At 64.0% G+C, this 23,121-nt stretch carries 20 protein-coding genes; 10 read left to right on the top strand and 10 right to left on the bottom strand.

Annotation, left to right across the window (positions count from 1 at the left end; all coding sequences use genetic code 11):
• Nucleotides 1–105: 105 nt before the first annotated feature.
• Nucleotides 106–1,206 carry a 3,4-dihydroxy-2-butanone-4-phosphate synthase gene (gene ribB / locus FJ980_RS21045; RefSeq protein WP_140545701.1) on the bottom strand — a complete coding sequence of 367 codons (1,101 nt, stop codon included), beginning with the start codon at nucleotides 1,204–1,206 and terminating at the stop codon, nucleotides 106–108.
• 83 nt (nucleotides 1,207–1,289) lie between these two features.
• On the bottom strand, nucleotides 1,290–2,402 hold the full coding sequence (aroC, locus tag FJ980_RS21050; protein ID WP_140545702.1) for a chorismate synthase: 1,113 nt from the start codon (nucleotides 2,400–2,402) through the stop codon (nucleotides 1,290–1,292).
• A 199-nt stretch (nucleotides 2,403–2,601) separates the two neighbouring features.
• On the opposite strand from aroC, the gene FJ980_RS21055 reads away from it, so the two are divergent.
• Complete coding sequence (locus FJ980_RS21055; RefSeq protein WP_140545703.1) at nucleotides 2,602–2,865, top strand: DUF1344 domain-containing protein; 264 nt, start codon at nucleotides 2,602–2,604, stop codon at nucleotides 2,863–2,865.
• Nucleotides 2,866–2,966: 101 nt separating this feature from the next.
• Here FJ980_RS21055 and FJ980_RS21060 read toward each other — a convergent pair whose 3' ends face one another.
• The 4 genes from FJ980_RS21060 to FJ980_RS21075 form a co-directional block, all read right to left on the bottom strand.
• Entirely contained in the window at nucleotides 2,967–3,554 is a 588-nt protein-coding gene (locus tag FJ980_RS21060; protein WP_140545704.1) for a histidine phosphatase family protein, read from the bottom strand.
• A gap of 54 nt (nucleotides 3,555–3,608) precedes the next feature.
• Complete coding sequence (gene fabI / locus FJ980_RS21065) at nucleotides 3,609–4,427, bottom strand: enoyl-ACP reductase FabI (RefSeq protein ID WP_140545705.1); 819 nt, start codon at nucleotides 4,425–4,427, stop codon at nucleotides 3,609–3,611.
• A gap of 108 nt (nucleotides 4,428–4,535) precedes the next feature.
• Nucleotides 4,536–5,462, bottom strand: a complete 927-nt coding sequence (locus FJ980_RS21070) for a J domain-containing protein (RefSeq protein WP_140545706.1) — start codon at nucleotides 5,460–5,462, stop codon at nucleotides 4,536–4,538.
• Nucleotides 5,463–5,577: 115 nt separating this feature from the next.
• On the bottom strand, nucleotides 5,578–6,039 hold the full coding sequence (locus FJ980_RS21075) for an RT0821/Lpp0805 family surface protein (RefSeq protein ID WP_140545707.1): 462 nt from the start codon (nucleotides 6,037–6,039) through the stop codon (nucleotides 5,578–5,580).
• 28 nt (nucleotides 6,040–6,067) lie between these two features.
• Between FJ980_RS21075 and pdxH the strand changes: the two genes are divergently transcribed.
• The gene (gene pdxH / locus FJ980_RS21080) at nucleotides 6,068–6,694 is read left to right on the top strand and encodes a pyridoxamine 5'-phosphate oxidase (RefSeq protein ID WP_281406336.1); all 627 of its coding nucleotides are present in this window, start codon (nucleotides 6,068–6,070) and stop codon (nucleotides 6,692–6,694) included.
• A 21-nt stretch (nucleotides 6,695–6,715) separates the two neighbouring features.
• Here pdxH and FJ980_RS21085 read toward each other — a convergent pair whose 3' ends face one another.
• Together FJ980_RS21085 and FJ980_RS21090 are read right to left on the bottom strand one after the other, a co-directional pair.
• The gene (locus FJ980_RS21085; RefSeq protein WP_140545709.1) at nucleotides 6,716–7,468 is read right to left on the bottom strand and encodes a crotonase/enoyl-CoA hydratase family protein; all 753 of its coding nucleotides are present in this window, start codon (nucleotides 7,466–7,468) and stop codon (nucleotides 6,716–6,718) included.
• An 18-nt stretch (nucleotides 7,469–7,486) separates the two neighbouring features.
• Complete coding sequence (locus FJ980_RS21090; protein ID WP_140545710.1) at nucleotides 7,487–9,256, bottom strand: acyl-CoA dehydrogenase; 1,770 nt, start codon at nucleotides 9,254–9,256, stop codon at nucleotides 7,487–7,489.
• A gap of 688 nt (nucleotides 9,257–9,944) precedes the next feature.
• Between FJ980_RS21090 and FJ980_RS21095 the strand changes: the two genes are divergently transcribed.
• Nucleotides 9,945–10,181 carry a hypothetical protein gene (locus FJ980_RS21095; RefSeq protein WP_140545711.1) on the top strand — a complete coding sequence of 79 codons (237 nt, stop codon included), beginning with the start codon at nucleotides 9,945–9,947 and terminating at the stop codon, nucleotides 10,179–10,181.
• Nucleotides 10,182–10,258: 77 nt separating this feature from the next.
• Nucleotides 10,259–11,422: a glycoside hydrolase family 25 protein gene (locus tag FJ980_RS21100; RefSeq protein ID WP_140545712.1), complete on the top strand. Its 1,164-nt coding sequence runs from the start codon at nucleotides 10,259–10,261 to the stop codon at nucleotides 11,420–11,422.
• A gap of 40 nt (nucleotides 11,423–11,462) precedes the next feature.
• Here FJ980_RS21100 and FJ980_RS21105 read toward each other — a convergent pair whose 3' ends face one another.
• On the bottom strand, nucleotides 11,463–12,500 hold the full coding sequence (locus FJ980_RS21105) for an AraC family transcriptional regulator (RefSeq protein WP_348640663.1): 1,038 nt from the start codon (nucleotides 12,498–12,500) through the stop codon (nucleotides 11,463–11,465).
• Nucleotides 12,501–12,551: 51 nt separating this feature from the next.
• On the opposite strand from FJ980_RS21105, the gene FJ980_RS21110 reads away from it, so the two are divergent.
• The 6 genes from FJ980_RS21110 to FJ980_RS21135 all read left to right on the top strand — a co-directional run bounded on the left by FJ980_RS21110 (nucleotide 12,552) and on the right by FJ980_RS21135 (nucleotide 21,547).
• Nucleotides 12,552–14,018 carry an alpha-glucosidase/alpha-galactosidase gene (locus tag FJ980_RS21110; protein ID WP_140545713.1) on the top strand — a complete coding sequence of 489 codons (1,467 nt, stop codon included), beginning with the start codon at nucleotides 12,552–12,554 and terminating at the stop codon, nucleotides 14,016–14,018.
• Nucleotides 14,019–14,121: 103 nt separating this feature from the next.
• Nucleotides 14,122–16,203, top strand: coding sequence for an ABC transporter substrate-binding protein (locus tag FJ980_RS21115; protein ID WP_140545714.1), 2,082 nt, complete (start codon nucleotides 14,122–14,124; stop codon nucleotides 16,201–16,203).
• Between the two features lie 110 nt (nucleotides 16,204–16,313).
• Nucleotides 16,314–17,321 (top strand): ABC transporter permease, encoded by a 1,008-nt coding sequence (locus tag FJ980_RS21120; protein WP_140545715.1) that lies wholly within the window; start codon nucleotides 16,314–16,316, stop codon nucleotides 17,319–17,321.
• On the top strand, nucleotides 17,322–18,476 hold the full coding sequence (locus FJ980_RS21125) for an ABC transporter permease (RefSeq protein ID WP_140545716.1): 1,155 nt from the start codon (nucleotides 17,322–17,324) through the stop codon (nucleotides 18,474–18,476). It abuts the gene before it with no gap.
• A 9-nt stretch (nucleotides 18,477–18,485) separates the two neighbouring features.
• The gene (locus FJ980_RS21130; RefSeq protein ID WP_140545717.1) at nucleotides 18,486–20,156 is read left to right on the top strand and encodes an ABC transporter ATP-binding protein; all 1,671 of its coding nucleotides are present in this window, start codon (nucleotides 18,486–18,488) and stop codon (nucleotides 20,154–20,156) included.
• Nucleotides 20,157–20,176: 20 nt separating this feature from the next.
• A complete protein-coding gene (locus FJ980_RS21135; RefSeq protein WP_140545718.1) occupies nucleotides 20,177–21,547 on the top strand; it encodes an alpha-glucosidase/alpha-galactosidase in 1,371 nt (456 codons plus the stop codon).
• Between the two features lie 9 nt (nucleotides 21,548–21,556).
• Here the strand turns inward: FJ980_RS21135 and purD are convergent, their stop codons facing one another.
• The gene (gene purD / locus FJ980_RS21140; protein WP_140545719.1) at nucleotides 21,557–22,837 is read right to left on the bottom strand and encodes a phosphoribosylamine--glycine ligase; all 1,281 of its coding nucleotides are present in this window, start codon (nucleotides 22,835–22,837) and stop codon (nucleotides 21,557–21,559) included.
• Nucleotides 22,838–23,121: the final 284 nt, after the last annotated feature.

The following is a 23,121-nucleotide window of genomic DNA, read 5'->3' on the forward strand; positions in this document are numbered from 1 at the left end:
GTCGCGGAGGCTTCAGCCAATCGCCTCCGTCGCAGAGGCGCCGGCCAATCAGCAACGCCTGCGGGCGCTGCCGCCAGACCTCCGGTTCGTCAACCCTCCGACAGACTACAGAATCTCGGTCTTCGCGATGTGAATCCCAAATCCTTCGAGGCCGACATAGTGGCGCTCGCGCGAGGCGATCAGGTTGATCGAGGAGATGCCCAGGTCCTTGAGGATCTGGGCGCCGAGGCCGATCTCGCGCCATTCGTTCTCGCGGCGGCGGGCTTCCTCATGGTCCTCGCGCTCGCCGCTCGCGGGCCGCTTGCGCTCCTGATGAGCGACACCGACCGAGCCTTCACGCAGGTAGACGATGACGCCGCGCCTGCGCTCGCCCATCGCCTTCATGATGCCGTCGAGCCGGTGGCTGGTGCCGAAGACGTCGGTGACGACATCTTCGGAATGCAGCCGTACCGGCACCTCTTCGCCATCGCGGATATCGCCGAAGACGACCGCGAGATGGTGCATGGAATCCCAGGGCAGCGTGTAGGTGAAGGCCTGCGCCTTGCCGCCGGGCGTGTCGATGTCGGAGCAGGCGACGCGCTCTACCAGCGTTTCCTTGCGCTGGCGGTAGGCGATGAGGTCGGCGACCGAGACCTGCTTCAGCCCATGCTCCTCGGCGAAGGCCTGCACTTGCGGCCCGCGCTTGACCGTGCCGTCGTCATTGACCAGTTCCGAGATGACGCCGACCGGCGGCAGGCCGGCGAGCTTGCAGAGATCGACCGCGGCTTCCGTATGGCCGGAGCGCATCAAGACGCCGCCTTCGCGCGCGATCAGCGGGAAGATGTGGCCGGGGCGCACGAAATCCGACGGGCCGACATTGCCATTGGCAAGGTTGCGCACGGTGAGCGTGCGGTCGTCGGCGGAAATGCCTGTTGTCGTGCCATGCTTGAAATCGACGCTGACGGTGAAAGCGGTGGTGTGCGCGGAATCATTGTCCGCCACCATCGGCGCGAGGTTCAGCCGCCTCGCGTCCTCGCGCAGCATCGGCGTGCAGACGATGCCGGAGGTGTTGCGCACGATGAAGGCCATCTTCTCCGGCGTGCAGTGGACGGCGGCGACGATCAGGTCGCCCTCGTTCTCGCGCCCGTCATCGTCCATGACGACGACGATTTCGCCGCGCTCGAAGGCACGGATCGCTTCGACGATCTTCTTCTGGTCGTAAGGCATCGGCGCTCGCTTCGCTCGCGGGAGTAGGGGAATAAGGGAGTAGGGAAGGAAAAAACTCGGCGGCGGGGCCGTAACATACTCCCCTACTCCCTACTCCCCTCTCTCCCTGTTTGTCCTCTGTGCCGCAGATAATGATCTGCGATCGCGCAGGCAACCATGGCTTCGCCGATCGGCACTGCGCGGATGCCGACACACGGATCGTGGCGACCCTTGGTCATCACCTCGACATTCTTGCCGTCCTTGTCGATCGACTGGCGCGGGGTCAGGATCGACGAGGTCGGCTTGACGGCGAAGCGGGCGACGATCGCCTGGCCGGTCGAGATGCCGCCCAGTATGCCGCCGGCATTGTTGGACAGGAACACCGGCTTGCCGTCATTGCCCATGCGCATCTCGTCGGCATTCTGTTCGCCGGTGATGCGGGCCGCCTCGAAACCATTGCCGATCTCGACGCCCTTGACGGCGTTGATCGACATCAGGCCCGACGCGATGTCCTGGTCGAGCTTGGCATAGATCGGCGCGCCGAGGCCGGCCGGCACGCCGTCGGCGACGATCTCGATCACTGCGCCGACCGAGGAGCCGGCTTTGCGGATGCCGTCGAGATAAGCGGTGAAGACCGGGACCGAGGCCGGATCCGGGGTGAAGAACGGGTTCTCGGCGTCGCCGACGAAATTCCAGTTCCAGTTGGCGCGGTCGATGGATTTTTCGCCCATCGACACCAGCGCGCCGCGTACCGTCATGCCAGGCACTATCCTGCGCGCCAGGGCGCCCGCGGCGACCCGCGCTGCCGTCTCGCGCGCCGAGGAGCGGCCGCCGCCGCGGTGGTCGCGCAGCCCGTATTTGACGTCGTAGGTGTAGTCGGCATGGCCCGGCCGGTACTGGCGGGCGATCTCGCCATAGTCCTTGGAGCGCTGGTCGACATTCTCGATCAGCATCGACACCGGTGTGCCGGTGGTGATCATCGTCTCGTCGTCCTCGTCGAGGATGAAGCCGGACAGGATCTTGACCTCGTCCGGCTCGCGGCGCTGGGTGACGAAGCGCGACTGCCCGGGGCGGCGGCGGTCGAGCTCGGCCTGGATATCCTCGCGCTTGAAGCGGATGCCGGGCGGGCAGCCGTCGACAACGCAGCCGAGCGCGGCGCCATGGCTTTCACCCCAGGTGGTGACGCGGAAGAGATGGCCGAATGTGTTGTGAGACATGAGAATACGCCCTGCCCCGGTGAGGGAACCCGGTTAAGGCTGCCTTCTATTGGCGTTTTCCACAGTGGTCAAACGGCTGCATCAAACTGTGATGTGGCGGATTTAGTTTTGACACATTCGGTTGGTTTCTGCTCTTTTCCCATCCGCCGTTGAGGACCCGCCGCTGACAAGCCGGCGCAATGACCTAAAGAGGACGACGATGCGTACCCTGATTGGCGCGGCCTGCGCCATGTTGCTGATTTCCACCGCCGCCGCGTTCGCCGGCCAAACCGAAGGCCTGATCAAGAAGGTCGACAAGGACACGCTGACGCTGACGCTCGACGACGGCAAGGCCTACAAGCTCAATGCCGAGACCGATATCGACTCGCTGAAGCCCGGCATGGACATCGTCATTGCCTATGACGTGGCCAATGGCGAGAATGTCGTGACCGATATGCAGTTGCCCGACAGCGACCAGAATTAATCTTTCGAGTTAGAGGCTGGAGCGTCCGTGTTTCGTCATTCTAGGGTCTGCGCGCGTCGCTTCGCTCCTGCTTCGCCCTGGAATGACGAAGCGGAGTGCCTTCAAATCCACTCCAAGCTCCGGCCCTCCAGCCGCAGCAGGCGGTCCTGGGGGATTTCGAGGCTGGCGGCCTCCTGCTTGGAAATGCCGGTGACCAAGCGGAAGAAGCAGCGCATGACGCCGCCATGGGTGACGCAGGCGGTCGGCTGGCGCAGCGCGTCCAGCCACGGCTTGATCCGCTCAAGCAGCATTTCGTAGCTTTCGGCGCCCTCGCCCGGCGGCTGGAAATCCCATTTGGCGTGGCGGCGGCCATCGGTTGAACCGGGGGCGCGTTGTTCGAGCTCGGCGAAGGTGAAGCCCTGCCAGTCGCCGAAACTTATCTCCACCAGACGCGGATCGGTGCGGTAGGCGGAGGGATCGAGCCCCATAGCTTCGCGCATCAGCTCCATCGTCTCGCGCGTGCGCCGCATCGGGCTGGCGACAAAGTCGAAATCCGCAGGATTTCTGATGAGTTCCGCCAGCCGCAGGCCGTTCTGTGTCGCCTGTTTGCGGCCGAGCGCGTTGATGTCGGTGTCGGCCTGACCCTGCAGGCGGTGCTCGGCATTCCACTCGGTCTGGCCGTGGCGGACGATGTAGACGAGCGGATACATCAGGTCTTCCAAGGTCGGGCCAGGGCCTGGGACGAAGGATAGGCGAGGTAAGGATCAGTCCTTGACGGTCGAGATGTCCGGCGCGTCCACCGCCTTCATGCCGACGACATGATAGCCGGAATCGACGTGGTGCACCTCGCCGGTGACGCCGCGCGACAGGTCCGACAGGAAATAGACGCCGGAATCGCCGACCTCTTCCTGGGTTACCGTCTGCTTGAGCGGCGAATTGTATTCGTTCCACTTCAGGATGTAGCGGAAGTCGCCGATGCCGGAGGCGGCCAGCGTCTTGATCGGACCGGCCGAGATTGCGTTGACGCGGATCTTCTTGGCGCCGAGGTCGACGGCGAGATAGCGCACGCTGGCCTCCAGCGCCGCCTTGGCGACGCCCATGACGTTGTAATGCGGCATCACCTTCTCCGCGCCGTAATAGGTCAGCGTCAGAAGCGAGCCGCCATCGGTCATCAGCGGCTCGGCGCGCTTGGCGATGGTGGTGAAGGAATAGACCGAAATGTCCATGGTGCGCAGGAAATTGTCGCGCGTTGTCTCGACATAACGGCCGGTGAGCTCATCCTTATCGGAGAAGGCGATGGCGTGAACGAGGAAGTCGAGCTTGCCCCAGTGCTTGGCGATGTCGGCGAAGACCGCGTCGAGGCTTTCCGGGTCGGTGACATCGCAATGGCCCGCGACATGCGCGTTGAGCTCGGCCGCCAGCGGCTCGACGCGCTTCTTGAAGGCTTCGCCCTGATAGGTCAGCGCGATCTCGGCGCCATGGTCGGCGCAAGCCTTGGCGATGCCGAAAGCGATCGACCGATTGTTCGCGACGCCGAGGATCAGGCCCCGCTTACCGGCCATCAGGCCCTGTCCACCCGCCATGTGCAAGCTCTCCGCAAGAATATCTGCTTTGTGGAGAGCCCTATCGCACAGGCACAAAGCCCCTTCAAGCGCCCAAAGGACACTGTAACAGGAACAAAATTCCCTCAATCAGCCTTTTTGGCGGCGCATCAGGGCCTCGAGTTCCGCATCGCCGCCTTCCGGCAGCATCAGCCGTACGTGGGCATAGAGATCGCCATGGCCGCCTGCCTTCTCCGGCAGGCCCCTGCCCTTGAGGCGCAGCACCTTGTCCGAGCTCGACCATGCGGGCACGTTGACCGCGAGCTTACCGGTCGGCGTCTCGACCGCCACTTTGGCGCCGAGCACCGCATCGGCCAGATCGACGGGAAGATCGACATGCAGGTCGCGGCCTTCGATGCGGTAGCGCGAATGGCGGCGGATGTGGATCTTGACCAGCGCATCGCCAGGCTGGCCTGGACCCTGCTCGCCCTGGCCCTTCAAGCGGATCGTCTGGCCATCCTCGACATAGGCCGGCAGCTTGACCGCCACCTTGCGGCCGTCGGGGAACATCGCCGTCACCTTATCGGCGGTGGCTGCCTCCTCGATACTGATATCCATGGTGACGTTGAGGTCCGCGGCCTGGACCGGCTGACGGCGGTCGGCCCGGCCGGCGCCGCGGGCGCCGGAGAAGGCATCGCCAAAAATCTGGCTGAAGATGTCGCTGTTGCCGTCGAACGGATCGCCGCCCGGGCGCCCGGTGCGAAATTCGAAATGCGCGCCGCCGGGGCCTTGCTGACGACGGAATCCGGCGAACGGATCGCCGCCGGCCGCGCCTTCAAAGCCCTGGAATTTAGGCTTGCCGTCGGCGTCGATCTCGCCGCGATCGTAGGCGGCGCGTGTCTTCTCGTCGCCGACGATCTCGTAAGCCTGGTTGGCGGCGGCAAAACGGTCCTTCGCCTTCGGATCATTCGGATTCTGGTCCGGATGATATTTCTTGGCGAGCTTGCGGTAAGCCGATTTTATGTCCTTGGCCGATGCGTTCTTGGCAACGCCCAGCACCTCATAGGGGTCGCGCATGCTTCCTGCCTGCAAGAGAGAACGGATTTGTAGTCGCCCCCTATATGCGCTCGCATAGGAAGAAATTCCAGTGGCGCAAGGGCAATTGGCACCCGAAAATCAGAGTGCCGGACAATCAGAGCGCCTTGAATTCCTGCATGCGCCAGCCGCCGGCTTCGGCCAGGCACAGCTTGCCCTTGTAGAGTGCGACACCGTCGAAGCTCTCGCGCGTGGCGCTGAAGCGGCGGCAGGTCAGGCCGCCATCCTTCAGTTCCACCAGTTCGGTGATCGCGCCGCGGGACCCGGTTCCGGCATTGGCCCATGGCAGCGCTTGGCCGCCAAGCTCCTTCACGTCGGCGGAGGAAACCGCGTTGCCGATGGTGGTCTGATCGGAGTCCTTGTCGGCCGCCGGGGCAGCCGGCGAAGACGGCGCGCTGGAGGTGATGATCGAGCGGTCGACGTCGGCCTTTTCGAGGCTGAAGCCGCCGGCACCGCAAGCGGCAAGCGATAGCGCCAACGTCACGACCACAGCCTTGACGCTGGCAGAAGCGATAACGCCCCATTGCCTGCTGTCAAAAGCTTGCGCGATACGCGACAATCGGCCAACTCCTCCCGCAACGGTAAAAATTCGGAAAACTATGAACGAAACTGAGTTAACAAGCAGTGACTTCACCGAGGCCGCGGAGCCGTTCAGGCTCTTTGCCGCATGGCTGGAGGATGCCACCAAAAGCGAGCCCAACGATCCCAACGGCGTAGCGCTGGCAACCGTCGACGCCGACGGCATGCCGGATGTGCGAATGGTGCTGCTCAAGGGGTTCGACGAAAAGGGATTTGTCTTCTACACGAATTTCGAGAGCGCCAAGGGCCGCGAGATTCTTGGCAGCATGAAGGCGGCGATGTGCTTCCACTGGAAATCGCTGCGCCGCCAGGTGCGTATACGCGGGCCGGTGGAGATCGTCAGCGACGCCGAGGCCGACGCCTATTACGCGACACGTCCGCGCGGCAGCCGCATCGGCGCCTGGGCCTCGAAACAGTCGCGGCCGCTGGAAAGCCGGTTCGCACTGGAGAAGGCGGTGGCCGAATACACGGCGCGCTACGCCATCGGCGAGATCCCGCGCCCGAAACATTGGTCGGGTTTCCGCATCCTGCCGCAGACGATCGAGTTCTGGCATGACAGGCCGTTCCGCCTGCACGACCGCATGCTTTTCTCGCGCAACGCCGCCGGCTGGGACAAGACGCGGCTTTATCCCTGAACGGTACCGCAGGCGAAGGGCTCAGCCCTTCTTGCGCGTCATGAACGCAGTCAGCGCCGCGCGCGCCTCGTCCGACTTGAGCCGCTCGCGGAAATGTTGGCTTTCGACCTCGATGCGGGCGGTCAATTCCTCGCGCGGCTCGCGCATCAGGTCGCGCGCGATCTTCAGCGCCTGCGGCGGCTTGGCCGCGATGTCGTTGGCGGCGGCCAACACCGCGCTTTCGAGGGAGCCTTCCGCGACGACATCGTAGATCATACCGGCGGCCTTGGCGCGCTCGGCCGAAAAGCCTTCGCCGAGGCCGAGCAGCGCGAAGGCGCCCTGCCGGCCAAGCAGCCGCGGCGCGATCAGGCTGGAGCCGGCTTCCGGCACCAGGCCGAGATCGACGAAGGGCGTGCGAAAGAGCGTTCGCGGAGTCGCAAAGGTCAAGTCGCAATGCAGGTTGAGCGTGGTGCCGATGCCCACGGCGATGCCGTCGACGCCCGACACCATCGGCTTTTCGGTCCTGGCCAACGCCATCAGGAAATCCCAGACCTCGTTGCCACCCTCGCCGCCGGTGGCGATGACCAGGAAATCGGCTAGGTCGTTGCCGGCGGAAAAGGCGCCTGGAACGCCGAGGAAGACATGGACGCGGACCGCCGGATCGGCATCACCTTCGGCGAGCGCCGCCGACATTTTCGCATACATGGCGCGCGTCAGCGCGTTCTTCTTGTCCGGGCGGTTGATGCGGATGATCTGCACGGCGCCCTGGCGCTCGACGAGGATGTGGTCTGTCACGATTTTTCCTTGTGAACGTCAAGCGGAAATCAGTTGCTTGCCGGCGGCGACGAGGCTCTCGGCGCCGTCGACGACACGCTCCTTCAGGGCGCGCGTCTCGCCGAGCAGGTTTTCGGCGAAAAAGCGGCAAAGTGCGACGCGGCCGCGGTCGGCCAGCCCGCCTTGCGCCAGATAGGCGCCGCCGGCGGCGAGCGAGATCAGGCGCAGATAGGGCGTGGCGCCGGCCATCGCGGCGTCGGCCTTGCCGTCGGCAAGCTGCCTCTGCAGGAAGCGCGTCGCCTCATCGAGATCGGCAAGCGCACGGTCGAGATTGTCGGCAGTGCGGCCGAAACCCTCAATGTTGGAGGTGCGCACCGCATCGGCCACCGCTTTCAACTCGCCGATATAGGAATGCACATGCTCGCCACCGCCGAGCGGCAGCTTTCGCGCCACAAGATCGATCGCCTGGATGCCGTTGGTGCCTTCATAGATCGGCGCGATGCGCGCGTCGCGATAAAGCGCTGCGGCACCTGTCTCCTCAATGAAGCCCATGCCGCCATGGACCTGGACGCCGAGCGAGGCGACTTCGACGCCGATATCGGTCGAGAAGGCTTTAGCGAGCGGCGTCAGCAGGTTGGCGCGGTCGCGCCAGTTTGCCGCTGCATCGCCCTCGCCGACACGCGCGCGGTCGATGGCATGCGCGCAGGAATAGGCGATCGAGCGGGCGATCTGGGTCAGCGCCTTCATGGTGAGCAGATTGCGCTGCACGTCCGGGTGATGGATGATCGGCGCCATGCCTGAGCCCGAATAGGCGGAAGCCTTGCCCTGGCGGCGCTCATTGGCATAGGCGATCGCCTTCTGGGTGGCGGCCTCGGCCACCGCCACGCCCTGCATGCCGACGGCGAGGCGGGCGTTGTTCATCATGGTGAACATGCAGGCCAGCCCCTTGTTCTCCTCGCCGATCAGCCAACCGATGGCGCCGGGTGTGGCGCCTTGAAAACCGTCGCCATAGATCATGGTGCAGGTCGGCGACGCATGGATGCCGAGCTTGTGCTCGAGGCCGGAACAGAAGACGTCGTTGCGGTCGCCGAGCGAACCGTCGTCGTTGACAAAAAACTTCGGCACCAAAAACAGCGAGATGCCGCGCGTGCCGGCCGGCGCGTCGGGCAATCTGGCCAGCACCATATGCACGATGTTGTCGGTGAAATCGTGCTCGCCATAGGTGATGAAGATTTTTTGGCCGAAGATGCGGTAGGTGCCGTCGCCGACCGGCTCGGCGCGGCTGCGCAAGGCCGCGAGGTCCGAGCCCGCCTGCGGCTCGGTAAGATTCATCGTGCCCATCCACTCGCCGGAGACGAGTTTTGCGAGGTATTTGGACTTGAGTTCCTCCGATGCGTGTTTGTCGAGCGCCTCGACCGCGCCCATGGTCAGCGTCGGGCCGATGCCAAAGGCCATGGCGGCGGAGTTCCACATTTCGAGCGCAGCGACGCAGAGCATGGTCGGCAGGCCCTGCCCGCCGAATTCCTCAGGACCGGACAGCGCGTTCCAGCCGGCCTCGATCCAGCGCCGGTAGAGTTCCTTCCAGCCGGGCGGCATGTTTACGGCAGCGTCCTTCAGCACAGCACCATGTTCGTCGCCGATCTTGTAGAGTGGAGCGACCTCCTCGCTGGCGAAGCGGCCCGCCTCGGCCAGGATAGCGTCGACAAGGTCCTCGCCGAGATCGCCGAAAATGCCGGCGTCAAGCGCCGGCTTCAGCCCCGCCACCTGCTTCAGCGTGAAGGCTATGTCCTCGACCGGCGCGCGATACATGTCTGCTCCTCCCATTCCGGCCGAGCGTAGGCGCATGGCCGAAGCGAAGCCCTCCACCTTTGGACCGGCCTTACGCCTTCTTTTTACGTAAACGTCAACTTTTGTCACGTGGATTTTGCGAGACTTCGTCATCACGGGCGAAGCGGGAGCGAAGCGGACGCGTAGAGCCGAGGATCCTGACCTTGGCTGCCGGATGCAGCAGAGTAGAATTCTGGACCGTAAAAGCGCCTCAACGTAACGGAATTCTATGGTCTGCGCGCGTCGCTCCGCTCCTTGCTCCGCCATAGAATGACGACCTGACGAGCGTTTCGACCAATCACGAAGGGTGGCAACGCTTTGTCCCAAATGAAGCAGATCGCCAACTTTGGAGATTAGCCGAAGCGCCCGAACTTCGTCATCCACGGGCGGGGCGGGAGCGCAGCGGACGCGCAGACCCGAGGATCCATTCCGTGACCTCGCGCGAAGGGCTCAGCGGAGCAGAATTCTGCACCGCTAGAAGCGCCTCAACGTCACGGAATGGATTCTATGGTCTGCGCGCGTCGCTTCGCTCCTTGCTCCGCCATAGAATGACGAGATCGCGAAGGTCATGGCAATCTCAGGGCTGCAATTACCACTCAAAGCTTCTAAGATGAGCTACATCCGGCTGGTATGATCCGCCGATTGCAGCGCAAAGTGAACCCGACATCCTATGCTTGCCAGACCCGACGCCTATCGCTGCATCGAGTGCGAGCTGCCCTACCGGGCGCCGGGCTTCCACTACTATCACGGCATGGTCGAGGAAGGCCCCGCCTACTGGACCGATCGCGGCCTGTTGTGCTCGCCGCAATGCTCTCTCGCGCATCACAAGAAGCGCAAAACCGAAGGCACGCTGCCGCAGGAGCCGGCGCCCGATCCATTCGAGGTTCCGTCGCTCCTCAGGCGCTGAGAGCCTTCGCGTTTTTGAAAGCACTTCCTTAACCATGGCGGTTCAGGATCGTTCCCTGGTCAGTGGGGACACCCTGATTGAAAAAGCCGGCGCGCCCTCTTCGCCGCCTGGCGCTTCTCGCGGCGGCGATTGCGCTGGGCACGGCGGCAAAGGCCTCGGATTTCTCCGAGCCGTGGAAGAATGCCGACCGCCCGCTGGTGATCGACGCCTACGAATACAATTCGATCGACTGGCAGCAGCTCGTCACCGACAAGCGTATCACCGGCTTCATCAACAAGGCCTCCGACGGATTGCCGCCGCCCTATTTCTGCTTCGGCGCCGAAGCCGACGTCAAACTCTGCAAGGCGCAGTGGAAGCGCTATGCGGTGACGCGCGAATTGTTCCAGACGCGCAAGGTAGTGGCCAAGGCGCTCGGCCTGAAATGGGGCGCCTATCACCTGGCGCGGCCCGGCAACCCGGTCGAGCAGGCCAATAACTTCATCGATTTCGCCGAGCCGGAGCCCGACGAGCTGATGGCCCTCGACATCGAAGGCATCGATGCAACGCAATGGATGTCGCTGGAGGACGCGGAAGAATTCGTGCGCCAGGTGCATCGCCGCCTCGGCCGCTTCCCGGTGCTCTATGTCAACGGCAAGACCGCCCAGTATATCGCCGACAACCGCTACCAATATCGGCTCCTGTCGCGGCTGCCGCTCTGGTATGCGCGCTACAAGCCTGACATCGACGTGCATTTCCCGATGGGCAACTGGCAGGGCTATGCGCTCTGGCAATTCTCGGCGCACACCAATTGCGGCCGCTTCCGTTGCCCCTACCGCGTGCCCGGCACGCCCAACGACATCGACGTCAGCGTCGCACCGATGAGCGCCGACGAGCTGCGCCGGCAATGGGCCTTCGGCGGCCTGCTCGACGTGCCGGCCGACTACCTCGCCTCGATCCCGGTGCCGCTCTCGCGCGAAGCGGCGCTCGCAGGCAAAGTGACGATCACCTATGCCGACGTGGCGGCGCCGCCGACCTTCGAGGAGATGGTGGCGGTGCTCGGCGCGCGCTGGGAAACATTCCGCGACGGATTCCGCATGCCGGTGGTGAAGACGGTGCCGCGGCGCGCCGGCTTCGGCATCGCGCAATATGTCGCCTGGAAGCGCTCGGGACAGCGCACGCCCGAGCAGATCGACGCGGCTTTCGCCGCTGCCGCCGATCCGGTCAGCACCGCCTCGACGGCGCTCGACAGCGCCAAGCGCTGACTTCTTCCAAGAGCCGACTTCTTCCAGGAGCCGAGGAACATCAACGATGGTTGCCCAGGCTGGCATACATGCCGGTGGTGCGAAACTGCGTCGGATTGATGCCGTAACAGCGGCGAAAGACCTTGGAGAAATAGTTTGCATCCTCGAAGCCGCACAGCACCGCGACTTCCTTGACCGGCAGGAAATCGGCCTTGGTCAGGAGTTTCGCCGCCCGCTGCAGACGCTGCTGCAGCACGAATTCGGCCGGCGGCAATCCTTCGCTCTCAGCGAAGCAGCGCGAGAAATGGGCGCGGCTCAAGCCACTGATCTGGACCAGCTCCGCCACCGGCAGCGGCTTATCGAGATTGGCGTTGATGTGGTCGATGACCGGCTGCATGGCGCTTTGCTTCTCGGCGAAGGCGTGCGAGCCGAAGACATCGTCATAAAGCGCCATTGCCGCCTCATAGGCGATCGCCGAGGCCGCGCCTGGCGAAGCGGCGCCCTTGATCAGCCGCAGGCTGCAATCGGCAAGGTGATCGATGGTGGCCGGCTGCAGCCGCAGCACCGGGCCCGAGACGCTGAGGATGGACTTGTGGATGCGCAGCGCCTCCTCGCCATTCATCGAGATCCAGAAATATTCCCAGCGGTCGCCCTTGGCCAACCAGTAGCGATGGTTGTGCGGCACCAGAACCAGCAGCGTGTCGTTCGCCTGCAGGCGGTAATTGCGGCTCTCGTAGCGCAATTGACCGGTGCCGCTGATCGTATGCTGGAGCACGGTGAACGGGGTCTGGCCGCGTTTCCTGCCGTCCCAGTCATATGCCTCGTCCTCGCGCAGTTCATAGCCCGTGCTGGTCGGCATGGCATGCAGGCGCTGGCGGCCGCGCGGCAGCGAGATCGTCCGCATCAGCTTTCCGTTGGCGATCAGGTCCCGCAGCACAAAATTACCCTCGAAAGCATAATCCTTCTCTGGCCCCGTCGGCGAATAAGCGCATAATCCGGCTCTCAAGAACGCGAAAGACCCGCGGTCGAGGAGCGGGCGGGAGGAGAAAGAGCCGGATTTCCGGCTTTGGGTGGCATGCGCGCTGCTGCGCGCGGCCATGTTCTCTCCTTTGCTCCTTGCCTAGCATTCGATTGGATCGAGGTGAAGGTGATGAGTTTCAAAATCGCTATTATCGGCGCCGGCAGTGTCGGATTCACCAAGAAGCTGTTCACCGACATTCTGTGCGTGCCGGAGTTCAAGGACATCGAATTCGCGCTGACCGATGTCAGCGAGCACAATCTGGCGATGATCAAGGCGATCCTCGACAGGATCGTCGAGGCGAACAAGTTGCCGACCAGGGTGACGGCGACCACCAACCGCCGCAAGGCGCTGGAGGGCGCGCGCTATATCATCAGTTGCGTGCGCGTCGGCGGGCTCGAAGCCTATGCCGACGACATCCGCATCCCGCTGAAATACGGTATCGACCAATGCGTCGGCGACACGATCTGCGCCGGCGGCATTCTCTACGGCCAGCGCAACATTCCGGTGATCCTCGACTTCTGCAAGGATATAAGGGAGGTCGCCGCCACCGGTGCCAAGTTCCTCAACTACGCCAACCCGATGGCGATGAACACCTGGGCCGCGATCGAATACGGCAAGGTCGACACGGTCGGCCTCTGCCACGGCGTTCAGCATGGCGCCGAGCAGATCGCCCAGGTGCTCGGCGCGAAGTCGCCCAAGGAGCTCGACTATGTCTGTTCCGGCATCAACCACCAGACCTGGTTCGTCGAGCTCAGGCTGAACGGCCGGCCGATCGGCAGGGACGAATTGATCTCCGCCTTCGAGGCACATCCGGTCTATTCGAAGCAGGAAAAGCTTCGCATCGACGTGCTGAAGCGTTTTGGGGTCTATTCGACTGAAAGCAACGGCCATCTGTCGGAATATCTGCCCTGGTATCGCAAGCGTCCCGACGAGATCGCGCGCTGGATCGACATGTCCGACTGGATCCATGGCGAGACGGGCGGCTACCTGCGCTATTCGACCGAAACCCGCAACTGGTTCGAGACGGAATATCCGCAATTCCTCGAAGCGGCCTCGAAACCGATCGACCCGGCAAAACGCTCGAACGAACACGCCAGCCACATCCTCGAGGCGCTCGAGACCAACCGCGTCTATCGCGGCCATTTCAACGTCAAGAACAACGGCGTGATCACCAACCTGCCGCAGGACGCCATCATCGAATCGCCCGGCTTCGTCGACCGGTTCGGCATCAACATGGCCGCCGGCATCACCTTGCCGGAAGCCTGCGCCGCCACCTGTATGGCTTCGATCAACGTCCAGCGCATGTCGGTGCATGCCGCGATCGCCGGCGACATCGACCTGTTGAAGCTCGCCGTGCTGCACGATCCGCTGGTGGGAGCCGTGTCGACGCCGGAAGAGGTCTGGCAGATGGTGGACGAGATGGTCGTCGCGCAGGCTCAATGGCTGCCGCAATACGCGCATGCCGTTCCGGCGGCAAAGGAGCGGCTTTCGAAATCCAAGGTCAAGACGCGTGAATGGGCGGGCGCGGCGCGGCGCAGCGTGCGCTCGATCGAGGAATTGCGCGCCGAAAAGGCGGCGCTGAAACAGGCCGGCTGAGACTGGGACAAGCAGCCGGGCCTGCAGGAGGCAGGTCCCGTCGGAATGAGCCGTCCCGAACAAAAGGCGGGCAACAGCAGACATCCACATCTGGGAGGAGACTATGAGGAACCTGCATAGAATTGGCATCGCCGCCGGGCTGATGCTCAGCGTTTCAGTCCACGCACTCAACGCTTTCGCGTCCGAACCGACAGTGCCGCCGCAGCCGGCGACATTCCCGGCCGAAGGCAAGATCCACTATGTGGCGCGCGACTCCATCCTGGAGTTCAAGGCGCTGCCCGAATATCACGAGCCGGACTGGGTGACGGAGAAATACGTCAAGACCGGCAAGCTGCCGCCGGTCAAGGACAGGCTGCCCAAGGAGCCGCTGGTCTTCAAGACCGGCAACATGCCCGACGGCATCGGCGTCTATGGCGACACGATGCGCCACGTCATCGGCGGCAGGCCGGAAGGCTGGAACTACGGCGCCGGCCAGACGCAAGGCTGGGGCGGCATCGATATCGGCCTGTCCGAATGCCTGACGCGCACGGCGCCGCTGTTCCAGGTCGAGGCCAAGGATACCGAGCCGCTGCCGAACCTCGCCAAGAGCTGGGACTGGTCGAGCGACGGCCACAAGCTCACCATGCATCTGATCGAAGGCGCCAAATGGTCCGACGGCGCGCCGTTCAACGCCGACGACGTCATGTTCTACTGGGATGACGAAGTCGTCGATCCCAACGTCTCGCCGCTCAACGGCGCCACGCCCGAAACCTTCGGTGTCGGCACGACGCTGAAGAAGGTCGACGACTACACCGTCGAGTGGACCTTCAAGGAGGCGTTCCCGCGGCAATATCTCTATGCGATGGCTTACGGCACCTTCTGTCCCGGCCCTTCGCATATCCTGAAGCCGCAGCATCCGAAATATTCGAAGAACACCTACGATCAGTTCAAGAACGCCTTCCCGCCGGACTATATGAACATGCCGGTGATGGGCGCCTGGGTGCCGGTCGAATACCGGCCGGACGATATCATCGTCTTGCGGCGCAACCCCTACTATTGGAAGGTCGACGAAAAGGGCAACCAGCTGCCCTATCTCAACGAGCTGCAATACAAGCTGTCGACCTGGGCCGACCGCGACGTCCAGGCGGTGGCGGGCTCGGGCGACTTCTCGAACCTTGAGCAGCCCGAGAATTTCGTCGCCTCGCTGAAGCGCGCGGCCGACTCGAACGCGCCGGCCCGGCTTGCCTTCGGCCCGCGCCTCATCGGCTACAATCTGCGCATGAATTTCTCCGCCAATGGCTGGGGCAACCCGGACGAACGCGGCCAGGCGGTGCGTGAATTGAACCGCAACGAGGACTTCCGCAAGGCGGTGACCATGGCGCTCGACCGCAAGGCGCTGGGCGACTCGCTGGTCAAGGGTCCGTTCACCGCCATCTATCCGGGCGGCTTCTCGTCGGGCACCAGCTTCTATGACCGCAAGTCGACGGTCTACTATCCGTTCGATCTCAAAGGCGCCAAGGCCGAGCTTGCCAAGGCCGGGCTGAAGGACACCGACGGCGACGGCATCGTGAACTTCCCGGCCGGCACCGCCGGCGGCAAGAACGTCGAGATCGTGATGCTGGTCAACAACGACTACACCACCGACAAGAGCCTTGCCGAAGGCGTGGTCGCGCAGATGGAAAAGCTCGGGCTGAGGGTCGTGCTCAACGGGGTCAACGGAACGCAGCGCGACGCCATCCAATATTCCGGCCGTTTCGACTGGCTGATCCGGCGCAACGAGACCGAGCTGACCTCGGTGGTGCAGAACACCGAGCAACTTGCTCCCGTCGGCCCGAAGACCAGCTGGAATCACCGCGCACCGGAAAGCGGCGAGGTCGACCTGATGCCCTTCGAGAAGGACCTCGTGGACATCGTCAACAAGTTCGTGACGACGCAGGACAACGACCAGCGTGCCGACCTGATGCGAAAGTTCCAGAAGATATCGACCGAGCATGTCTACAATGTCGGGCTGACGGAGTATCCGGGCGCGCTCATCATCAACAAGCGCTTCTCCAACATCCCGCAAGGCACGCCGATCTACATGTTCAACTGGGCCGAGGATTCGATCGTCCGCGAACGTGTCTTCGTCGCCGCCGACAAGCAGGCGAAGCACGAATTGTATCCGGAGGAGCTTCCCGGCAAGCCGGGTGACAAGGGTCCGATGTAAGGTTTACCTCCCCTGACGAAAAGATGTCCGGCCGCGCCGCGGCGCGGCCGGACAACGAAACCTCCGAACGCACCTCAGGGAGCGACCGCCAGAAAGGAAGCTGACCGCCCATGCTGCGATTCCTGCTTATGCGCATAGCGTCGGCGCTTCCCGTCCTCGCCATTTTGAGCCTCGTCACCTTCGCCATCATCCAGGCGCCGCCCGGCGACTATGCGGATTACATCCGCTCGCAGCTGATCAACCAGGGCGGCGCTTCCTACGCCGAGGCTGAAGCGCAAGCCCAGGCCTACCGCGTCGAGCATGGCCTCGATAAGCCGCTGCCCGTCCAGTATCTCAACTGGATCGGCGGCATCGTCACCCGCGGCGATTTTGGCTACAGCCTCTACTACAACAAGCCCGTGGCCGATGTGGTGGGCGAGCGCCTGCCGCGCACCTTGCTTCTGGCGCTGGTCTGCCATCTGCTCGCCTCGGTGCTCGGCATCAGCTTCGGCATATGGGCGGCGACGCGGCAGTATTCCTGGATCGATTCGACACTTTCGGCGATCTCGTTCCTCGGCATGACGGTGCCGCGCTTCCTGATGGCGCTGATCATCGTCTATCTCTTGGTCTTCCAGTTCAACGTCTCCGAGATCGGCTCGTTCTTCTCGCCGCAATATGGCGGCGCGCCCTGGTCGTGGGCGAAGTTCGTCGACCTCATCAAACATGTCTGGCCGGTTGTGGCCATCGCGACCTTCGGCGGCCTCGCCTACAATATGCGCGTCATGCGTGGCAATCTGCTCGACACGCTCAACGCGCAATATGTCGAGACGGCCAAGGCCAAGGGCCTGACCGGCGGCGCCGTCGTCATGCGGCACGCTGTGCCCAACGCGCTGCATCCGCTGGTGATGTATCAAGGCGTGGTGCTGCCCTATATGCTCACCGGCGAGATCGAGACGGCAATCATCTTCGCGCTGCCCACTGTCGGCCCGGCGATCGTCGGCTCGATGGCGGTCGGCGACGTCTATGTCACCGCGACCTTCATGATGGTGCTCTCGGCGACGCTGATCGTCGGCAACATCATCGCCGACATGCTGCTGGTCCTGCTCGACCCGCGCATCCGCCAGTTCGGGGAGCGCTAGATGCTGGCCCGCGATCCCTTATCCCCGCCCCCATCCCTTACGCCCTTGCCGGCCGAAAGCGTCCCGGTGGTCGAAGCCGCGCATGGCAATGAGAGCTACATCGCGCTTGTCTGGCGCCGGCTGAAGCGTTCGTGGACCGGCATGGCCGGGCTTTGCCTGGTCGCGCTCTTGCTTGTCATGGCGGTGTTCGCCGAATTCCTGGCGCCGATGGACCCCAAGGCGACCGACGTCGCCTTCGCGCCGCCGCAACTGCCCGCCTTCCACGACAAGGACGGCAATTTCGTCGCGCGGCCGCGGGTCTATGCGCTGGCCGATTCAGCCGATCTCGATCCGGTCACCTTCCAGCCGATCGTCGGCCCCGACTACGACCATCCAAGGCTGCTCGGCTTCTTCGTCGAAGGCGCGCCCTACAAGCTTCTCGGTCTCGTCCCGGCGAGCCGGCATTTCTTCGCCTCGATGGACGGCCAGCCGGTGCATTTCCTCGGCACCGACAAGTTCGGCCGCGATGTGCTGTCGCGCGCCATATACGGCTCGCGCGTGTCGCTGATGATCGCGCTGACGGTGGTCTTCATCATCACGGTCATCGGCACCAGCGTCGGCATGATCTCCGGCTATTTCGGCGGCAAGTTCGATGTCTGGATGCAGCGCTTCGTCGAACTTGTGCTCGCCTTCCCGCAATTGCCGCTTTATCTGGCGCTGACGACGCTGATCCCGGTCACCGCGCCGACCAATGTTTTCCTCGCCTTCGTCATCGTCGTCATGTCGGCGCTGGGCTGGGCGCAGATGTCGCGCGAGGTGCGCGGCAAGACGCTGGCGCTGGCGCGGATCGACTATGTGCGCGCCGCCATGGCGGTCGGCGCCACCGACCGGCGCATCATCATGCAGCACATCTTCCCCAATGTGATGAGCCATGTGATCGTCGCCGTGACGCTGGCGATCCCGACGGTGGTGCTGCTCGAATCCTTCCTTGGCTTCCTCGGTTTCGCGGTGAAGCCGCCGCTGATCTCCTGGGGCCTGATGCTGCAGGACACGGCGACCTATTCGGTCATCGGCACCTATCCCTGGATCCTGTCGCCGGTCGGCTTCGTGCTGATCACCGTCTTTGCCTTCAACGCGCTGGGCGACGGCCTGCGCGATGCCGTCGATCCTTATTGAGGTGGCCGGATGACGACGATCGCGCTCGCAGACTCCCTCGCGCCGGCCGTCCGGCTCGACCATGGCGGACGCCATGACCAACCCGTCATCGACGCCCGCAACATCGAGGTCGCGTTCAAGGTCGAGCACGGCACCGTCGAGGCGGTCAAGGACGTCTCCTTCCAGATCTATCGCGGCGAGACTATCGCGATCGTGGGCGAATCCGGCTCCGGCAAGTCGGTGACGGCGCGCACCGTCATGGGGCTGCTGTCCAGGCGGGCAACCGTCTCGCCGCGATCGAGCGTCGAATATCTCGGGCAGAACATCCTGAAATTCCCCGAAAGCGCCCGGCGCAAGCTGCGCGGCAACCGCATCTCGATGATCTTCCAGGAGCCGATGAGCTCGCTCAACCCGATCTATACGGTCGGCAGCCAGATCGTCGAGGCGATCCGGGTGCATCGCAAAGTCGGCCGCAGACAAGCCTGGGCGCGCGCGCTCGAGCTGCTACGGCATGTCCAGATCCCCGAGCCGGAGGCGCGGCTGAAGCAATATCCGCACCAGCTGTCGGGCGGTCAGCGGCAGCGGGTGATGATCGCCATGGCCTTGGCCAACGAGCCCGACGTGCTGATCGCCGACGAGCCGACCACGGCGCTCGACGTCACGGTGCAGGCGCAGATCCTGAACCTGATCCGTAACCTGCAGAAGGAACTGCGGATGGCGGTGATCCTGATCACCCATGATCTCACCGTGGTGCGCAAGTTCTCCGACTACGTCTATGTCATGCAGCATGGCGAAATGCGCGAGCACAACGTCACCGAGCGGCTGTTCGCCGACCCGCGGCACCCTTACACGCAGCGGCTGCTTGCCTCCGAACCGCGCGGCCGCCCGCAGCCGCTGCCGGAGGGCAGCGGCACCATCCTCGAGGCGAACGGCGTGCGCGTCTGCTTCATGCTGCGCCACGGCTCGTTCCTCAAGCCGGACTGGCGCGAGCTGGTCGCGGTCGACGATCTCGACCTGAAGCTTTGCCGTCACGAGACGCTGGGACTGGTCGGCGAATCCGGCTCCGGCAAGACCAGCTTCGGCCAGGCGCTGATCAGGCTGGCCGACGCCAAGCGCGGCGAGATCCGCTTCGACGGCCAGCCGATCCAGAACTTCTCGCGCACCGAGATGCGGCCGCTGCGCTCGCGCATGCAGGTCGTCTTCCAGGATCCCTTCTCCTCGCTCAACCCGCGCATGACGATCGGCCAGATCATCGAGGAAGGCCTGGTCGTCAACAGGCTGGGCGCGACGCGGCGCGAGCGGAACGAGCGGGTGCGCGAGGCGCTGGTCAGCGCCGGCATGCCCGGTAACATCCTGTCGCGCTTCCCGCACGAGTTCTCCGGCGGCCAGCGACAGCGCATCGCGATCGCGCGCGCCATCGCGCTGGAGCCCGAATTCATCCTGCTCGACGAGCCGACTTCGGCGCTCGACCTTTCGGTGCAGGCGCAGATCATCGACCTGTTGCGCAAGCTGCAGGACGAGCGCGGCCTGAGCTATCTGTTCATCTCGCACGACCTCAAGGTGGTGCGGGCGCTCTGCCACCGCGTCATCGTCATGCAACACGGCAAGATCGTCGAGCAGGGGCCCGTCGACGAGGTCCTTTCCAATCCCAAGACCGCCTACACCGAACGGCTCGTCAGGGCCGCTTTCGACGTGGCTTAGAAGTGCCGGAGGTTTTTACAGTGGCAAAGAATCCCAGGATCACGTTCATCGGCGCCGGCTCGACGGTGTTCATGAAGAACATCGTCGGCGACGTGCTGCAGCGGCCAGCGCTGTCGGGCGCCACCATCGCATTGATGGACATCAACCCGCAGCGGCTGGAAGAAAGCGCCGTCGTCGTCAACAAGCTGATCGCGACGCTCGGCGTCAAGGCGAAGGCCGAGACCTATTCCGACCAGCGCAAGGCGCTGAAGGGCGCCGACTTCGTCGTCGTCGCCTTCCAGATCGGCGGCTACGAGCCCTGCACCGTCACCGATTTCGAGGTGCCGAAGAAATACGGCTTGCGCCAGACGATCGCCGACACGCTCGGCGTCGGCGGCATCATGCGGGGCCTTAGGACCGTGCCGCATCTATGGAATATCTGCGAGGACATGCTCGCGGTCTGCCCGGAAGCGATCATGCTGCAATATGTCAACCCGATGGCGATCAACACCTGGGCGATCGCCGAGAAATATCCCACGATCAAGCAGGTCGGGCTCTGCCACTCGGTGCAGGGCACGGCGATGGAACTGGCGCACGATCTCGACCTTCCCTATGAGGAGATCCGCTACCGCTCGGCCGGCATCAACCACATGGCGTTTTATCTCAAGTTCGAGCATCGCCAGCCGGACGGCACCTACCGCGACCTTTATCCCGACCTTGTGCGCGCCTACCGCGAGGGTCGTGCGCCAAAACCCGGCTGGAACCCGCGCTGCCCGAACAAGGTGCGCTACGAGATGCTGACCCGGCTCGGCTATTTCGTTACCGAAAGCTCGGAGCATTTCGCCGAATACACGCCCTATTTCATCAAGGACGGACGCGGCGACCTGATCGAGAAATACGGCATCCCGCTCGACGAATATCCGAAACGCTGCATCGAGCAGATCGAGCGCTGGAAGGGCGAGGCGGAGGCCTACCGCTCGGCCGACCGGATCGAGGTCGAGCAATCCAGGGAATACGCTTCCTCGATCATGAATTCGGTCTGGACCGGCGAACCGTCGGTGATCTACGGCAATGTGCGCAACAATGGCTGCATCACCTCGCTGCCTTTCGACTGCGCGGCGGAAGTGCCGTGCCTGGTCGATGCCTCCGGCATCCAGCCCACTTACATCGGCGAATTGCCGCCGCAGCTGACGGCGCTGATCCGCACCAACATCAATGTGCAGGAGCTGACGGTGCGGGCGCTGATGAGCGAGAACCGCGAGCACATCTACCACGCGGCGATGATGGACCCTCATACGGCGGCCGAGCTCGACCTCGATCAGATCTGGTCCTTGGTGGACGACCTGCTTGCCGCGCATGGCGACTGGCTGCCGGCCTGGGCACGAGGCCGGCGCAAGAGCGCGGCCGCCTGAATCCCGGAATTAGGCCCCGGCCTTCTCGCGCTCGACGGCGCGCCAGCCGATGTCGTGGCGGTAAAAGCCTTGTGGCCAGTCGATCTGGTCGATCGCCGCATACGCCTTTGCCTGCGCCTCGCCGACGGTCTTGCCGAGCGCGGTGACGTTGAGCACGCGGCCGCCATTGGCGACCAGCGCACCGCCATTGATGGCGGTGCCGGCATGGAAGACCTGGACGCCCTCGCCTTCCGCCTTGTCGAGACCGCGGATGACGGAGCCCTTTTCCGGCGTGCCGGGATAACCCCTGGCCGCCATCACCACGGTCAACGCCGTCTCGTCGCTCCAGCGGACCGACATATGCGCGAGCTGGCCGTCGACGGCGGCGTTGAGCAGGACGAGCAAATCGTCCTTTAGCCGCATCATCAGCACCTGGCATTCGGGATCGCCGAAGCGGGTGTTATATTCGATCAGCTTGGGGCCCTGGTCGGTGATCATCAGGCCAGCGAAGAGGATGCCGGCGAAAGGCGCGCCGATGTTGGCCATGCCGCGCATGGTGGGCTCGATGATCTCGCGCATGGTGCGCTCGGTCATTTCCGGCGTCATCACCGGCGCCGGCGAATAGGCACCCATGCCGCCGGTGTTCGGCCCGGTATCGCCGTCACCGACGCGCTTGTGGTCCTGCGCGGTGCCGAAGGGGAGCGCGGTGGCGCCGTCGCACAGGCAGAAGAAGCTTGCCTCCTCGCCGGTCAGATATTCCTCGACCACGACCTCGGCGCCGGCCGCGCCGAAGGCGCCGTCGAAGCAGGCTTCGAGCGCGGCGTTCGCCTCGTCCTGCGTCATGGCGATGGTGACGCCCTTGCCGGCGGCAAGCCCGTCGGCCTTGATGACGATCGGCGCGCCTGTCTTCCCGACATAGGCCTTCGCCGAGGCGAGGTCGCTGAAGCGGCCATAGGCGGCGGTCGGGATGTTGAACTTGGCGCAAAGATCCTTGGTGAAGCCCTTCGAGCCCTCGAGCCGCGCCGCCGCCCTGGAGGGGCCGAAGACGCGGATGCCCCAGGCGCGCAGATCGTCGGCGATGCCGGCCACCAGCGGACCTTCCGGGCCGACGACGACGAGGTCGATCTTCTTCTCCTGGCAGAAGGCGGCCACAGTGGAATGGTCGGCGACGTCCAGCTTCACCTGTTCGGCGACGCGGCCGATGCCCGGATTGCCGGGCGAGGCGTAGAGCTTCGTCAGCAGCGGCGAGGCGGACATCTTCCAGGCGAGCGCGTGTTCGCGGCCGCCCGAGCCGAGAAGAAGAACGTTCATGGCCACCTCTTGCTGATCGTCTCCCTAAACCCGCTATTGGTCCGCGGGCGACGGGTCAAGGAGTCTTGGCATTTTGGCGGCAATTGCGCACGGGAACGTGGGCCTCATCAAGGCTGATGAGATAAGTTCCGCGTTCGGCTAGTTCCCCGACACAGGGACTTTGAAAGGTTGCCGTTTGTCTTGGTGCGGGAAACGCTGGAGATTGGCTGAAGCCGCCCCAACCTCGTCATTCTATGGCGGAGCAAGGAGCGAAGCTCCGTCGCGAAGACCCTGGAATCCATGCC

It is taken from the genome of Mesorhizobium sp. B1-1-5, assembly GCF_006443065.1.
Lineage (GTDB): Bacteria > Pseudomonadota > Alphaproteobacteria > Rhizobiales > Rhizobiaceae > Mesorhizobium.

Excerpts from the sequence above, each read along its gene's own strand:
- ribB (WP_140545701.1), bottom strand. The coding sequence starts at position 1,206 with ATGCCTTACGACCAGAAGAAGATCGTCGAAGCGATCCGTGCCTTCGAG.
- aroC (WP_140545702.1), bottom strand. The coding sequence starts at position 2,402 with ATGTCTCACAACACATTCGGCCATCTCTTCCGCGTCACCACCTGGGGT.
- FJ980_RS21055 (WP_140545703.1), top strand. The coding sequence starts at position 2,602 with ATGCGTACCCTGATTGGCGCGGCCTGCGCCATGTTGCTGATTTCCACC.
- FJ980_RS21060 (WP_140545704.1), bottom strand. The coding sequence starts at position 3,554 with ATGTATCCGCTCGTCTACATCGTCCGCCACGGCCAGACCGAGTGGAAT.
- fabI (WP_140545705.1), bottom strand. The coding sequence starts at position 4,427 with ATGGCGGGTGGACAGGGCCTGATGGCCGGTAAGCGGGGCCTGATCCTC.
- FJ980_RS21070 (WP_140545706.1), bottom strand. The coding sequence starts at position 5,462 with ATGCGCGACCCCTATGAGGTGCTGGGCGTTGCCAAGAACGCATCGGCC.
- FJ980_RS21090 (WP_140545710.1), bottom strand. The coding sequence starts at position 9,256 with ATGTATCGCGCGCCGGTCGAGGACATAGCCTTCACGCTGAAGCAGGTG.
- FJ980_RS21095 (WP_140545711.1), top strand. The coding sequence starts at position 9,945 with ATGCTTGCCAGACCCGACGCCTATCGCTGCATCGAGTGCGAGCTGCCC.
- FJ980_RS21105 (WP_348640663.1), bottom strand. The coding sequence starts at position 12,500 with ATGGCCGCGCGCAGCAGCGCGCATGCCACCCAAAGCCGGAAATCCGGC.
- FJ980_RS21110 (WP_140545713.1), top strand. The coding sequence starts at position 12,552 with ATGAGTTTCAAAATCGCTATTATCGGCGCCGGCAGTGTCGGATTCACC.
- FJ980_RS21115 (WP_140545714.1), top strand. The coding sequence starts at position 14,122 with ATGAGGAACCTGCATAGAATTGGCATCGCCGCCGGGCTGATGCTCAGC.
- FJ980_RS21120 (WP_140545715.1), top strand. The coding sequence starts at position 16,314 with ATGCTGCGATTCCTGCTTATGCGCATAGCGTCGGCGCTTCCCGTCCTC.
- FJ980_RS21125 (WP_140545716.1), top strand. The coding sequence starts at position 17,322 with ATGCTGGCCCGCGATCCCTTATCCCCGCCCCCATCCCTTACGCCCTTG.
- FJ980_RS21130 (WP_140545717.1), top strand. The coding sequence starts at position 18,486 with ATGACGACGATCGCGCTCGCAGACTCCCTCGCGCCGGCCGTCCGGCTC.
- purD (WP_140545719.1), bottom strand. The coding sequence starts at position 22,837 with ATGAACGTTCTTCTTCTCGGCTCGGGCGGCCGCGAACACGCGCTCGCC.